14 protein-coding genes are annotated in these 13,823 nt (G+C 62.2%); 10 read left to right on the top strand and 4 right to left on the bottom strand.

Annotation, left to right across the window (positions count from 1 at the left end; translation table 11 throughout):
* Positions 1 to 32: 32 nt before the first annotated feature.
* A complete protein-coding gene (locus SKTS_RS04895) occupies positions 33 to 617 on the bottom strand; it encodes a DedA family protein (protein ID WP_173061158.1) in 585 nt (194 codons plus the stop codon).
* A 77-nt stretch (positions 618 to 694) separates the two neighbouring features.
* Positions 695 to 2,170 carry a DegQ family serine endoprotease gene (locus SKTS_RS04890; protein ID WP_173061156.1) on the bottom strand — a complete coding sequence of 492 codons (1,476 nt, stop codon included), beginning with the start codon at positions 2,168 to 2,170 and terminating at the stop codon, positions 695 to 697.
* 309 nt (positions 2,171 to 2,479) lie between these two features.
* Here SKTS_RS04890 and SKTS_RS04885 point away from each other — a divergent pair, with 309 nt between their 5' ends.
* The 9 genes from SKTS_RS04885 (at position 2,480) to SKTS_RS04845 (ending at position 10,991) form a co-directional block, all read left to right on the top strand.
* Complete coding sequence (locus SKTS_RS04885; RefSeq protein WP_173061154.1) at positions 2,480 to 3,016, top strand: flavin reductase family protein; 537 nt, start codon at positions 2,480 to 2,482, stop codon at positions 3,014 to 3,016.
* A gap of 185 nt (positions 3,017 to 3,201) precedes the next feature.
* The gene (locus SKTS_RS04880; RefSeq protein WP_173061152.1) at positions 3,202 to 3,909 is read left to right on the top strand and encodes an ABC transporter ATP-binding protein; all 708 of its coding nucleotides are present in this window, start codon (positions 3,202 to 3,204) and stop codon (positions 3,907 to 3,909) included.
* Entirely contained in the window at positions 3,906 to 5,168 is a 1,263-nt protein-coding gene (locus SKTS_RS04875; RefSeq protein WP_173061150.1) for an ABC transporter permease, read from the top strand. The genes SKTS_RS04880 and SKTS_RS04875 overlap by 4 nt, the downstream gene beginning before the upstream one ends.
* 10 nt (positions 5,169 to 5,178) lie before the next feature.
* A complete protein-coding gene (locus SKTS_RS04870; protein WP_173061148.1) occupies positions 5,179 to 5,916 on the top strand; it encodes an outer membrane lipoprotein-sorting protein in 738 nt (245 codons plus the stop codon).
* Positions 5,913 to 7,112 (top strand): hypothetical protein, encoded by a 1,200-nt coding sequence (locus SKTS_RS04865; RefSeq protein WP_173061146.1) that lies wholly within the window; start codon positions 5,913 to 5,915, stop codon positions 7,110 to 7,112. The genes SKTS_RS04870 and SKTS_RS04865 overlap by 4 nt, the downstream gene beginning before the upstream one ends.
* 21 nt (positions 7,113 to 7,133) lie before the next feature.
* Positions 7,134 to 8,117, top strand: a complete 984-nt coding sequence (locus SKTS_RS04860) for a sensor histidine kinase (protein ID WP_173061144.1) — start codon at positions 7,134 to 7,136, stop codon at positions 8,115 to 8,117.
* Positions 8,114 to 8,854, top strand: a complete 741-nt coding sequence (locus SKTS_RS04855; RefSeq protein ID WP_173061142.1) for a LytR/AlgR family response regulator transcription factor — start codon at positions 8,114 to 8,116, stop codon at positions 8,852 to 8,854. Before SKTS_RS04860 ends, SKTS_RS04855 begins: the two co-directional genes overlap by 4 nt.
* A 350-nt stretch (positions 8,855 to 9,204) precedes the next feature.
* The gene (locus SKTS_RS04850) at positions 9,205 to 10,320 is read left to right on the top strand and encodes a PilT/PilU family type 4a pilus ATPase (RefSeq protein ID WP_198420425.1); all 1,116 of its coding nucleotides are present in this window, start codon (positions 9,205 to 9,207) and stop codon (positions 10,318 to 10,320) included.
* A gap of 74 nt (positions 10,321 to 10,394) precedes the next feature.
* Positions 10,395 to 10,991 (top strand): outer membrane lipoprotein, encoded by a 597-nt coding sequence (locus tag SKTS_RS04845; protein ID WP_173061139.1) that lies wholly within the window; start codon positions 10,395 to 10,397, stop codon positions 10,989 to 10,991.
* 24 nt (positions 10,992 to 11,015) lie between these two features.
* Here SKTS_RS04845 and SKTS_RS04840 read toward each other — a convergent pair whose 3' ends face one another.
* Together SKTS_RS04840 and SKTS_RS04835 are read right to left on the bottom strand one after the other, a co-directional pair.
* Complete coding sequence (locus SKTS_RS04840; protein WP_173061135.1) at positions 11,016 to 11,366, bottom strand: DMT family protein; 351 nt, start codon at positions 11,364 to 11,366, stop codon at positions 11,016 to 11,018.
* Between the two features lie 99 nt (positions 11,367 to 11,465).
* Complete coding sequence (locus SKTS_RS04835; RefSeq protein WP_173061132.1) at positions 11,466 to 12,137, bottom strand: ankyrin repeat domain-containing protein; 672 nt, start codon at positions 12,135 to 12,137, stop codon at positions 11,466 to 11,468.
* A gap of 243 nt (positions 12,138 to 12,380) precedes the next feature.
* On the opposite strand from SKTS_RS04835, the gene nifE reads away from it, so the two are divergent.
* A complete protein-coding gene (gene nifE, locus SKTS_RS04830) occupies positions 12,381 to 13,802 on the top strand; it encodes a nitrogenase iron-molybdenum cofactor biosynthesis protein NifE (protein WP_173061129.1) in 1,422 nt (473 codons plus the stop codon).
* Positions 13,803 to 13,823 lie beyond the last annotated feature (21 nt).

Genomic DNA, 13,823 nt, shown 5'->3' with positions numbered 1-13,823 from the left:
GCTTTCGGCATTCCGGCTGGGCCACAAGATCATTACCTCCGCCGTTCCTCAACGCCGGCCCGATCCCGCGTCGGGGGGCGAACCCTTCGCCACAGCCAGACGACGACACCCAGCACCAGTATGCCGACCAATATGAACTCTTCGATGCGTTTTAGTTCAGGGACCACGGCGTTGATGGCAAAACCGAAGAGATATCCGGCCCCGGAGACAACTACGGCCCACAAGGTGGCCCCCGTCAGGTCGAGCAGCGAGAAGCGCAGCAACGGCACCCGGCTCGATCCCAGGATCAGCGGACCGGCGATGCGCAGTCCGTAAAGAAATCTGACCGTGAGAATGAAAATGGCGTCGTGGCGCGACAGCAGTTCGTGAATCCGCGGTTTGCGCTGCGCCAGGGCGGGAAAGCGTTGGATCAGAACTTCACCCTTCATGCGCCCGACCAAGAAAGCCAACTGGTCGCCCAGCGTCGCCCCTGCAATCGCCACCATGACCACGACAGGCCAGTCGAGCAGGCCGCGGTGCGCGGCAAAGCCGGCGGCGACGAGGATCGTCTCCCCTTCCAGGAGGGTGCCGGCGAAGACCGCGAAGTAGCCATAGGATGCGACGAAGGCGCTGATCATTTCCAAACCCTGTCGATTGTGGATGAAGCGCACATGGCGCCTCCCGGCAATGGATGCAGCGCTGTGAGTTTGCCGCCTCAGCCGAGCGTAAGCGGAATGAACAACTGGGACGAATCGCGCAGGACCAGCAGCGCCACGTGCCTGCCGGATTTTTCAGCCACGCTGCGTAGCTGCTCGGCGTTACTGACTGGCACGCCGTTGATGGAAAGCACGACATCGCCGACCTGAATGCCCGCCCGTGCCGCCGGTCCGGACACCTCCTCGACCAGCAGCCCGCCGGAAACGCCGATCTGGCGTTGCTCGCCCCGCTCCAGCGGCCTGACCGCCAGGCCCATGCGCCCTTTTTGCGCGCCGTCTTCCTGTACCCCGGCCACCCGCTCCGGCTTCATTTCGCCCACGGTGATGGTGAGGGTCACCGGCTCGGCCTTGCGGATGATGCCGAGACTGACCGGGCTGCCCGGCTTGAGCTCCGCCACCAGCACCGGCAGTTCGGAAGAATCGCCGATGTCCTTGTCGCCCACGCGGACGATGATGTCGCCGATCCTGATTCCGGCGCGCTCGGCCGGGCTGCTTTTTTCCACCCCGCTGACCAGCGCGCCCCTGGGGTGTTTCAGACCGAAGGACTCGGCCAGCGCCTGGTTGACCTCCTGGATCATCACGCCCAGGCGCCCACGCGTGACCTTGCCGTGGCGCAAGAGCTGGTCCTTCACCTTGATCGCCACGTCGATGGGTATGGCGAACGACAAGCCTTCGTAGCCGCCGGTCTCGCTGTAGATCTGCGAGTTGACGCCGATCACCTCGCCCCGCGCGTTGAACAGCGGCCCGCCGGAATTGCCCGGGTTGACCGCGACATCGGTCTGGATGAACGGGACGTAGTTGTCCTCCGGCAAGGTGCGCGACTTGGCGCTGATGATCCCGGAACTGGCCGAGTTCTCGAAGCCGAACGGCGCGCCGATGGCGAGCACCGGCTCGCCCACCCGCGCGACGCCGGGGTCGCCGATCCGCACCGTGGGCAGGTTGGTGGCGGCTATGCGCAGCACCGCGATATCGGAGGGCATGTCCTTGCCGATCACCTTGGCGCGGAACTCCCGGCGGTCGGTCAGCTTGACCGTCACTTCCTGGGCGCCGTCGACGACATGCGCATTGGTGAGAATCACGCCGTCGTCGCTGAGGATGAACCCCGATCCCTGGCCGCGGACGATCTGGCCTTTGTGCGGGTTGTGCGGGCTTTTCGGGCCAAAGCGGTGGAAAAATTCGAACAACGGATCGTCGGGGTTGAGTTGCGGCATGGCATCCGCGAGGTCCTCGTCCCTCAAGCGGCTGCTCACGCTGATATTCACCACGGCCGGACCGTCGCGCTCGACGATCTCGGCGAAGTCGACCACACTGTAGGCAACGGGCGCAGAAGCTGCGGATCGTTCCGGCGCCGGCCGCGCAACCATGGCGGCATGCACCGGCGATATGCTGCGCGAAGCGAAGTGCATATAGGCGCCGACGAAGGCGGCGACAAGCACTGCGGCAAAGATGCCGTTGATCAGGTTTTTGCGATTCATCAAGAACTCCTCAGGGTTCGAAACAGGATTTCTCCATAAGTCCTTGGATGCTGCTCACGCGATCAAGTTCGCCGTCCGGGAACACATATCGGTCGATGAACCGGGTGGTCAGGCAATCGAACGGCGAATGGCGGCAGAAGCCGTGAATCGCGCATCCGCGGCTTGCACCCCAGCGGGAATGATGCGAACAATCCCGGCAGGTAACAATAAGTGCTTCTGCGTAGACACCCCGGGGGAAAAACCGCATGGCGGGCTTCGCAATGCCATGTCATATTGATGGCTGCGATCCAGCGAAACGGAGGAAGCATCATGGCGAAACAATCCTTGCCCCTGTCCGAGGTCTACGGCCTGCTCGAACCGGGCCCGGTGGTGCTGCTCACCACTGCCGGGGAGGACCGGCCAAACATCATGACCCTGTCGTGGCACACCATGATCGAGTTCGAGCCGCCGCTGGTCGGCTGCGTGCTCAGCAACCGGGATTACAGTTTCGACCTGCTGCGGCGAAGCGGGGAATGCGCGATCAACATCCCCGCAGTCGACTTGGCTGAGAAAGTGGTGGGCTGCGGCAACACCACCGGACGCGAAACGGACAAGTTCGCGACTTTCGGCCTCACCCCGGTACCCGCCGCGCGGGTCAAGGCGCCGCTGATCGACGAATGCTTCGCCAGCCTGGAATGCGAAGTCTTCGACGACGGGATGGTGGAGCAATACGGTTTCTTCATCCTCCAGGTAATCGAGGCATGGATCGACCCGCTGCAGCACGACCCGCGCACCCTGCATCACCGCGGGAAAGGGGCCTTCATGATCGCCGGCGAAACCGTCCGCCTGCCTTCCAGGATGAAATGATTCCGGTTTTGTAGGGGCGAATTCATTCGCCCCTACGTCCGTCATCAACGCTGCCTGGTCCCGTTTCGCAGCGCTTCGCTCCCCGATTCATGCAACTCGTCGCTTTCCGCTCCCTTGTTCGCCAGCGCCTGTTTACAATGCATTATGCATGGCACCGCATCCATCCACGAACATTGAGGCCGAACATGAGCGACAACACCGATCATCCGCCGATCCTGAGGCTGCGCAACGTGCGCCGCCGCTTCCTGCTGGGAGAGACGACCATCGACGCGCTGCACGGCATCTCGCTGGACATCCATGCCGGCGAGTTTCTCGCCGTGTGGGGACCATCCGGCAGCGGTAAATCCACCCTGATGAACATCATCGGCCTGATCGACTCGCCCACCGAAGGCGAGGTGCATTTCGAGGAGCAGGACACGGGGATGCTGGGGGACGACGCCCTCACCGATTTTCGCGCCCGCAAGATCGGCTTCGTGTTCCAGAACTTCAACCTCGTGCCGGTGCTCTCCGCGCTGGAGAACGTGATGCTGCCCTTGCAGATCCGGGGCGTGGCGGAGCACGCGGCGCGCGAACGGGCCGCTGCCGCGCTGGTGGATGTCGGGCTGGAGCGTTTCAGGAACTCCTTGCCCGACAAGCTCTCGGGCGGGCAGCGCCAGCGCGTCGCCATCGCCCGCGCGCTGGTGGTCGAGCCCAGGCTGGTCATCGCCGACGAACCGACGGCGAACCTGGATTCCGAAAACAGCCGCATGGTGGTGGACCTGATGCGCGAGATGAACCGCGCGCGCAAGGTGACTTTCGTGTTCACCACCCACGACCCGCGCCTGCTCGACCATGTGGACCGAAAAATCCTGCTGCGCGACGGCAGCATCGAAAGCGACGAGGTGATGGCATGAATAACATGTTCAAACTGGCATTGCGCGGACTCATGCGCAACCGCCGCCGTTCCCTGGTAACGCTGCTGGCCATCGCCCTCGGCTTCTCGGCCATCGCGCTGTTCGCCGGATACACGCACAACGTTTACGACGGCCTCGCACGTCTGTCCATCCACGGCGAAATGATCGGCCATCTCACCGTCAGCAAGCGCGGCATGCGCAAGGAAGGCAAGCTCGACCCGGAACGCTATCTGCTCACTTCGAAGGAAGTCGAGACCATCACCAGGCTGCTGAAAGATGAGCCTCACGTCGAGATGGTCGCGCCGCGCCTGGCTTTGAGCGGGCTGGTCAGCAACGGCCGCGCCAGCACCATCTTCATCGCCGAGGGCATCGAACCGGCGGCGATGGAACACATGCAGAAAAACGAGCTGACCGAACAGGAAAAGAAGACGGGCTTGTACCGCAACACCAAGAAGCAACTCGACCCGGCGCGCCCGGAAGTGGTGGAACTGAGCGAAGGCCTGATCGAGATGCTGCATCTCTCCCCCGGCGGACAGGCGGCAATGCTGGTGAACACGCTCACTGGCCAGGCCAATGCGCTCGACATCACGGTGGGGCACAGCTTCAACACCGGCAACGCGGGCAGCAACGACAAGTTCGCCTTCGTCTCCCTGGCCCTGGCGCGTTCCCTGCTGGATGCGGAAGGACGCGCCGATCGCTTGACCGTCCTGCTCGACGACGTGAACCAGACCGCAGCGATGCGCGACCGCCTGCTGGCGAAACTCCGCGGCGCCGGGTTCGACGTCGAGGTCCAGACCTGGCAGGACCTGTCCGATTTCTACAACCAGGTGCATGGCATGTTCGACATGATTTTCGGCTTCATCTTCTCCATCGTGCTGACCGTGGTGGTGATGAGCGTGGCCAACTCGATGGGCATGACGGTGGTGGAGCGCACCCGCGAGATCGGCACGCTGCGCGCCATCGGCTTGAAGCGCAGCGGCGTGGTACGCTTGTTCACCACCGAGTCGATGCTGCTTTCGCTGATCGGCTGCATCGTCGGATTATTCATCACGCTGGGCGTGCGCTGGGGCATCAACATGGCGAATATCTCCTACGTTCCACCCAACAGCGCCAGCGCGGTGCCGCTGCTGGTGGACATGGATACCGGGCGCGTGCTATTCACCTTCGTGCTGATGGGCGTGGTGGGAACGCTGGCGGCTTATCTGCCGGCAAGACGCGCAGCGAAGAAGGACATCATCGATGCGCTTGGACATGTGTAAGGGAAAAACAATGAACAAGATTTTCTGCGTATTGATACTTGGGTTGCTTGGTTTGGGTAACTCGGCTTTTGCCGCTCCCGATGCGCACAGCATCCTCAAGGATTCCGACCAGGCGCGCGGCGGCGGTCTGGCCGGCATCGTGTGGGAGATCAGGCTGGCATCGCGCGACGGCGGGCGCGTGGACGAGCCGCAGCGCATCCTGGTCAAGGCGGTGGACGACTCGAGCGTGGCCGAGACGCTCGAACCGGCACGTTTCAAGGGTTCCAAGCTGTTGCAGGTGGAGCGCAACATGTGGCTCACGCGCCCCGGACTGTCCAAGCCCATCCCCATCTCGCCGCGCCAGCGCATGAGCGGTCAGGCATCCAACGGCGACATCGCGGCGACCAACTACGCGGGCGACTACGACGCCCAACTGAAAGGGACCGAGACACTGGACGGCGAGGCCTGCTACGTGCTCGACCTCGCCGCGAAGCACAAGCGCACCACCTACGACCGCATCCGCTACTGGATATCGGTCAAGCGCGTGGTGGGGCTCAAGGCGGAGTTCTATTCGGTGAGCGGCAAGCTGCTCAAGACCGCGCGCTTCGAATACGCCAACACCATCGAACACGATGGCAAGCGCATCCCCTTCATCAGCAAAATGGTAATCCGCGATGCGCTGGTCGACGCCGAGACCACGATGGAGTTCGGCACGGTGAAGGTGAAGAAAATCGCGGCGTCAGAGTTCGATCTGGGGCAAATGCAATGAGGCTCGTCGTTCTTGCACTGAGCGCATTCGTTGCGACGGCCTCGGCAGCCGAGTCCGACTGGCGCACCTCGTGGGACGGCACGCTCTACGGCTACGCCAACAGCACAAGCTTGCGCGACGACAGCGTGCTCAATCCGGGCAACCGGGTCGCGGGGCTGGCGCAGCACAGCGAGGTCGCGGAGTTGCGCCTCAACCTCAAGGCCGAGAACGAAAGCGTGCGGCTGACGGCACGCCCCATCATATCGACGCGCGAGCAGCGCAACGCTTACGGCACGCAGCAGCGCAACGAAGCTTATTTGAGCCGCTGGCAGGTGCAGGTGCGGACCGGCGAGGGATGGAACGTCGCGGCGGGGCGCGATGTGTTGAACTGGGGGCCGGCGCAGTTCCGCTCGCCTTCAAGCCCGTTCTATTTCGACAACGGGCGCAGCGATCCGATGCGCGAACTGGTCGGCATGGATACGCTGAAGCTTTCCTTGACCCCGGACATGCAAAGCAGCGTCAGCCTGGCGCGCATCGTGCGCTCCGGTCACGGCGCGGCGCAGCCGGATGTGTGGCGCGACAGCTGGCTGGCGAAATTAGACCGGCGCGGCGACGAATGGGCCTACGGCCTGGTCGCGGTCAAGGCGCCGAACCTGCCAGCCTTCTACGGCGCGCACGGCCAGATCACCGTAAGCGATGCGCTGATGCTGTACGGCGAACTCGGCTCTTCCGCGCAGGCGGTGGCGCTGCAGTCGTCCGCCGATGCCGCGCAGCCTTTCGTGGCGCAAGCCCCGGGGCCGCGCCGCAGCACCGCCCTGGTGGGTGCATCGCACGCTTTCGAGGACGGCACATCGTTGGCTGCCGAATATCTGCACGAAGGCCACGGCTATACCGCGGCGCAGGAGAGCGCTTACTTCCAGCGCGCCGTCGCCGCGCCCGACATCGCCCTGGGCCTGGCGCCGCGCCTGCTGGGGCGCGACTACCTGCACCTGGTGTGGCAGAGCAACCTGATGGACGAACGCGGCTATTGGCGCCTGATGTTCACGCGCAACCTGAGCGACGGCGGCAACGAAATCGCCGCTTACGGCGAGACCGTCCTGGGCAGCGAAATCAGCGCCTTCGCGCTGGCGGTGCTGCCGCAGGGCGACGCGCGGCAGGAATTCTCCGCCCTGCTGCAGCGCAGCGTGACGCTGGGATTGAAGATCGCGTTGCCGTGAACGCGTACGGATAATCCTTTCATGAAAAAGACGCTGTCCTACCTGCTCGCCACCCTCGTTTTCAATACCGCCATCGCCGGCGTGTTGACCATGCTGCTGCCGCACATCCCTTTCCGCCACAACTTCATTTATTCGCATTGCATCGGCCTGTCCGTATTGTCCATCAATCTCGTTGCATTCACTTGCACGAGAAGCGGCATCAGGCGCTGGGCGACACTGGCGCTGTCTTTCCCCAGCAGTGTGGCAGTAGGCCTGACGCTGGCTTTTGCCATCACCGGGGATGGAAGCTGGAGCGATTCACAAGCCTGGCAAACCATGGTGGTTGGTTTATTTTTTGGCTTCATCGGCGCTGCTGCGGTACTGCTTTCCGAACGCATCGAGGCGGAAGTGAAGCAGCGGCAGCTCATCGAGAGCGAGAGCGGAAGACGCGCCATCGAGGCGCATCTCAAGCTGCTGCAGGCGCAGATCGAGCCGCATTTCCTGTTCAACACGCTGGCGAACGTCGGCAGCCTGATCGACGGCGATCCGACCTTGGCGAAACAACTGCTGGAACACCTCAACGACTGGCTGCGCGTGGCCCTGGCGCGGGCGCGCAGCGACAGCGCGACCTTGGGCGACGAGCTGGACATGCTGGAGAACTACCTGCAGATCATGAAGATCCGTTTCGGCGAACGCCTGAACTGGCATATCGAGGTGCCTGAAGATGCCCGTCGTTCGGCCTTCCCGCCGATGCTGCTGCAGCCGCTGGTGGAGAACGCGGTGCGTCACGGCATCGAACCGAAACTGGGCGGCGGCGAGATCAACATCCGCGCAAGCATCGCGCATGCAATGTTGCGCATCGAAGTCAGCGACAGCGGCGTGGGCCTGCGGGATAAAAATACTGCGGGAACGGGGCTGGCGAACGTGCGTGCACGGCTGGCTACCCTGTTCGGGGAGACCGGATACCTGACGCTGCGGGGCAATGGCGAGGCCGGCGCGATTGCCACCCTGGCGCTTCCTCAATGAAAGCCATCATCGCCGACGACGAACGGCATCTGGCGGATGATTTGCAGCGTCGGCTGCAGCGCCTGTGGCCCGAATTGCACATCGCCGCAGTAGTGCACGACGGCGTGGCGGCCGCGGCGGCACTGGCGGAGATCAAGCCGGATTTCGCTTTCCTCGATATCCGCATGCCGGGGCAGAGCGGGCTGGACGCGGCACGCTCCGCGCCAGCCGGGTGTCGCGTGGTGTTCGTCACCGCCTACGACGACCACGCGGTGCAGGCCTTCGAGCAGGCGGCAGCGGACTACCTGCTCAAGCCGGTCTCGGACGAGCGTCTGGCGCGCTGCGTGGAACGGTTGAAACAGCATGCGGTGGCGGCGCCCGACGAATTGCTGGCGCGCCTGCAACGGCTGCTCGCCGCGCCTGCCAAACCGGAACCGCTGCGCTGGCTGCGCGCGCAAGTGGGTCAGACGGTGCGCATGGTGGCGGTGGAAGAAGTCTGCTGCTTTCAGTCCGCCGATAAGTACACGCTGCTGCAGACGCGCGATGCCGAATTGCTGTTGCGCACGCCGCTCAAGGAGTTGCTCGCGCAACTCGACCCGCAGCAGTTCTGGCAGGTGCATCGCGGCACGGTGGTGAACGTGGGTCAGATCGTCTCCGCGCACCACGATTTGCTGGGCAAGGTCTCGCTCACCCTGCGCGACCGGCCGGAGAAGATCGCGGTAAGCCGCAGCTATGCGCATTTGTTCCGGCAGATGTGAAACCCGTTTTGCCTCCGAGGGTGCGGCGAAAGCCCGCTTCCAACGGAAAAATACTGCCTTGACCCTAGATCAAACCCATAGACATTCACGTAATCTTGCGTCGTTGTGTCCCAGGGAAAATACGACCATGCGGCAAAAACTCGGCACTGAACGGTGAAAAGTGGATAATGAAAATGTCGGCCTCCACAAGAACAGGAAAGAACGCGGACGTAAGGTTGAAAGGCGCCGACCCGAAGCAACGGAGCGTTGTTTCGAAGCATTCACGCCTTTCCGGGCTTGGCAAAAAGCCTAAGCTCTCAGTGCTGCAATTGCCACTGGCGTTGAATTCCCCATTTTTCATAGGTGATGAAATGACTGATATCCAGGAACTCCTGAAATTAATGGTCGAGCGTGGGGCATCGGACCTTTTTATCTCGGCGGAAATCTCTCCCCGCATGAAAATACAGGGGGAAACGCTCCCCGTTAACCTTCCCGCGCATCGCCGTCAGGGTGATGAGAAAGATGATCTCAAAACCCATATTCCCTGGCCTGCACTCAAACCGGGAGAATCCAAGAAAATCGCTTATGAGCTGATGACCAGCGCGCAACGCCGGGAGTTCGAGCAAACCAAAGAGTGCAACTTTGCCCTGGCTTCGGACCACACCGGCCGCTACCGCGTGAACGTCTACTACCAGCGCGGCGAGGTGTCGGTAGCGGTTCGACTGATCAAGGCGGATATCCCCACTTTCGACGTGCTCGGCCTGCCGCCTCAGGCGGCGCAGCTCTCAATGCTCAAACGCGGCCTGGTGCTGATGGTCGGCGCGGCAGGTACCGGGAAAAGCACCACCCTGGCGGCCATGGTCGGGCACCGGACCAAAATGGTGGATGGCCGCATCATCACCATCGAGGACCCGATCGAATTCCTGTTCACGCATGGGAAGTCGATGGTCGAGCAAAGGGAAGTCGGGGTAGACACACTGACATTCGGCGATGCGTTGCGAAATGCGATGCGCGAAGCGCCGGACGTGATCGTCATCGGCGAGATCCGGGACCGGGAGACGGCCCAGCACGCGATCATGTACGCGGAAGCCGGCGCGCTGTGTATTTCCACATTGCACTCCAACAACGCGAATCAGGCAGTCGAACGACTGATAAACTTCTTTCCGGAAGATGCGCGCAAGCAGGTTTTGATGGATCTGTCGCTCAACCTCAAGGGCGTGATTTCTCAGAGGCTGATTCCCGGCATGGAAGGCGGCCTGGTGCTGGCGACGGAAGTTCTGCTGCAATCCGCCTATTCCTCGGACCTGATCCAGAAAGGCCAGATCGACGTTCTGAAAGATGCCATCAAAAAAGGCACGGAAGTCGGCATGCAGTTATTCGACGATTGCCTGTACAAGCTCTACAAGGCGCGCAAGATATCGGAGCAGGAAGCTTTGCACAATGCGGATTCGAGAACCGACCTGGCGCTCAAGATCAAGCTGTCGTGAGCCTTCGGGCGGTTCAGTCTTTGCACCTGACTTGAGCCATACTTTTCTACCCTTCCTCACCCCTGGAGAGAAAAATGAAACACCATATTGTTTTGCTGCTTATCGCCGCCTTCCTGTCCGGCCCCGCCTTTGCCGCCGACACAAGCTCCAAATCTCAATATGCGGAGGCAAAGAAGGCCGCAGCCACCCGCTACGCCGATGACAAGAAACTCTGTGCCGACGAATCTTCCTCCAGTGCCCGCATGCAATGCTTGCGCGATGCCAAGGCCGAATACAACAAAGCGCTGGCCAATGCCAAATCCGAATATGCCGGCACCTCAGCCCGCAGCGCCAAGGTGTGTGCCGACTGCGGCAAGGTGCTGTCGGTAAGGGTGGTGGAAAAACAAGGCGAGGGCGGACCCGTGGGCATCATCGCGGGCGGTGTTGCCGGCGCCCTGCTAGGCCATCAGGTGGGGAGTGGGACCGGCAAGGACATTGCCACCATCGCTGGTGCCGCGGGCGGCGCCTACGCCGGGCACAAGATCGAGCAGAAGGTGAAGACCGCCAATGTGTGGGAAGTTGCCGTGCGCTTCGAAAATGGTGACGAGAAGACGTTCAGCTTCGACAAGGACCCCGGCTTCACCACCGGCAGCGCAGTCAGGGCCAGCAACGGCAGCATCGTTCACCGCTGATGGCGTATAAAGCTCCCGAGCCGTTCAGGCGGCCGGTCCGGGAGCCTTGAAGGCGAAAGCAAAGAACACGGCGACCGCGAGAAACGCAAAGGCGACGAGGTAATTCCACGCGAGTTTTTCCTTCAGAAAAGTGAGCGCGAATCCGATGAAGACGACGAGCGTGATGACCTCTTGCATGATCTTGAGCTGGAAACCCGTGAACTCGCCATAGCCGAGACGATTCGCCGGTACCGCCAGGCAGTATTCGAGCAGCGCGATAGACCAGGAAACCAGGATCACTTTCCACAGCGGCCACTCCTGGCCGTATTTCAAGTGCCCGTACCAGGCGAAGGTCATGAAGACATTCGACAAAACCAGCAAGAGAACGGAACTCACGGGCGGGTGCTCCTATGGATGTAAATCGCTATTTTACATCGACGCTCGCCGAGTATCCCTGGGCGGATTCCAGGGCGCGCCGACACGCCCCGTCAGGCGTCACTCTTTGGCGGCGTATTGCCGGAGCAGCGCTATCGAGTCCGGATCCTTGTTTCTCACCGCGTAAAATAGCGGTGTAGCCCCGGTCAGATCCTTGTTCAGCGGGTTGGCGCCGCGCTGGATCAGAATTTTCACCAGTTGCGGATGTCCGGTCGCTGCGGCCAGATGGAGCGGCGTTACGCCGGAATTCGCCACGGCGTCGATCTCGGCCTTGTTGGCCAGGAACAGATCAACTTCCTGTACGCTGCCAGCGAGCACCGCCGCATGCAAAGGCGTCATGCCGATCCGGTCCTTGGCATTGACATCCGCCCCCTTGGCGATGAGCAGTGCGGCGGTCCTCGGGTGCCCGTAAAAAGCGGCCATGTGGAGCGGCGTCCTTCCCAGCGCATCGAAAACATTGGGGCTCGCACCCTTGTCGAGCAGCGCTTTCACTTCGGTGAGATTTCCCTTGGTCGCCGCCTTGGCCAGCGGCGACTCCTCCGGGATGACGCTGTTTGCCTTGGCGGTGTCCTGCTGTTTCTGAGCATCGGATGGCGGCGCGTTCTCCGGCGCTTTGTTGCACGCGCCGACAAGCAGCGCAAGCGCGCCAACGATCAATAGCGGTACACGGCGGGCAAAGCTTCCGACGCGTGAAGTTCTGATCTCGGGACTGAAGGGTGGACGAGTGGGCATCATTGTTGCCTTGGTTGCATATCGCGGAAGGTACCGATTTCAGGACGGCCAGTCAATCAACGCTCTTTGTAGCGATGACTGAGCATTGTCGGTTGATTGTCGCAAACACGACAGACCGGACCGACAACAATTTGACCGATTCCACGCAAACCGAGAATTGACGGGTGTTGCACGCGAATTTCGCGGCGTGGCACGGGAATTGCAAAGATCACGGCAAGAGTAACTTTTGTCGGGATTTTCGCAATGAGCGCATTAACCAGCAAAGTCGAGGCGGTGTTCAACGAGCCCGCTTGCGGCGTCAACCAGGGCAAATCCGACAAGGAACGCAAGAAGGGCTGCGCCAAGCAGCTCACGCCCGGCGCGGCGGCTGGCGGCTGCGCCTTCGACGGCGCCAAGATCGCGCTGCAGCCCATCGTCGACGTGGCGCACCTGGTGCACGGCCCGATCGCCTGCGAGGGCAATTCCTGGGACAACCGCCATGCCGCATCGAGCGGCCCCAAGCTGTACCGCACCGGATTCACCACCGACATCGGCGACCTCGACGTGGTCTACGGCGGGGAGAAGCGCCTGTTCCGGGCGATCCGCGAAATCATCGAGAAATACGACCCGCCCGCGGTATTCGTCTACCAGACCTGCGTCACCGCCATGATCGGCGACGACATCGAGGCGGTGTGCAAGGCAGCGGCCGCCAAGTTCGGCAAGCCGGTGATCCCGGTCAACGCGCCGGGCTTCGCCGGCAGCAAGAACCTGGGCAACAAGCTGGGCGGCGAGGCGCTGCTGGACTACGTGGTCGGCACCGAGGAGCCGGAGTTCAGCACGCCCTACGACATCAATATCTACGGCGAATACAACCTGGCCGGCGAACTGTGGCAGGTGAAGCCGCTCTTCGACGCGCTCGGCATCCGCGTGCTGGCCAACATTTCCGGCGACGCGCGCTACTCGGACGTGGCCCGCTCCCATCGCGCCAAGGCGGCGATGATGGTGTGCTCCAAGGCCTTGATCAACATCGCCCGCAAGATGGAGGAACGCTATGGCATCCCTTATTTCGAAGGTTCTTTCTATGGTATTTCCGACACCTCCGAATCCCTCCGCAACATCGCCAAGCTGCTGGTCCAGCAGGGTGCACCGGAAGAGCTGCTGGCACGCACGGAAGCTCTGATCGCCCGCGAAGAGGCCCGCGCCTGGGCGCGCATCGAGCCTTACCGGGCGCGGCTTTCCGGCAAGCGGGTGCTGCTCATCACCGGCGGGGTGAAATCCTGGTCGGTAGTGTCGGCGCTGCAGGAAATCGGCATCGAGGTGATGGGCACCAGCACCAAGAAATCGACCAAGGAAGACAAGGCGCGCATCAAGGAAATCATGGGCGACGAGTCGCACATGTTCGACGACCTGCCGCCGCGCGAGATGTACCGCATCCTCAAGAACTCCGAGGCCGACATCATGCTCTCCGGCGGACGCTCCCAGTTCGTCGCGCTCAAGGCCAAGACCCCGTGGATGGACATCAACCAGGAACGCCACCACGCCTATGCCGGCTACGAGGGCATGGTGGAGCTGATGAAACAGATCGACCTGCTGCTCTACAACCCGATCTGGGAACAGGTGCGGCGCCCCGCGCCGTGGGAGCGGGACAACGAGGGTTTGGACATGAGGAGCGAAGGCGGATGCTGAGAAGGTGAGGTTTTCCGCCTC

Source organism: Sulfurimicrobium lacus (assembly GCF_011764585.1).
Lineage (GTDB): Bacteria > Pseudomonadota > Gammaproteobacteria > Burkholderiales > Sulfuricellaceae > Sulfurimicrobium > Sulfurimicrobium lacus.
The sequence above is the reverse complement of the archived record's forward strand: the minus strand, read 5'-3'. Positions and strand labels throughout refer to the sequence as shown.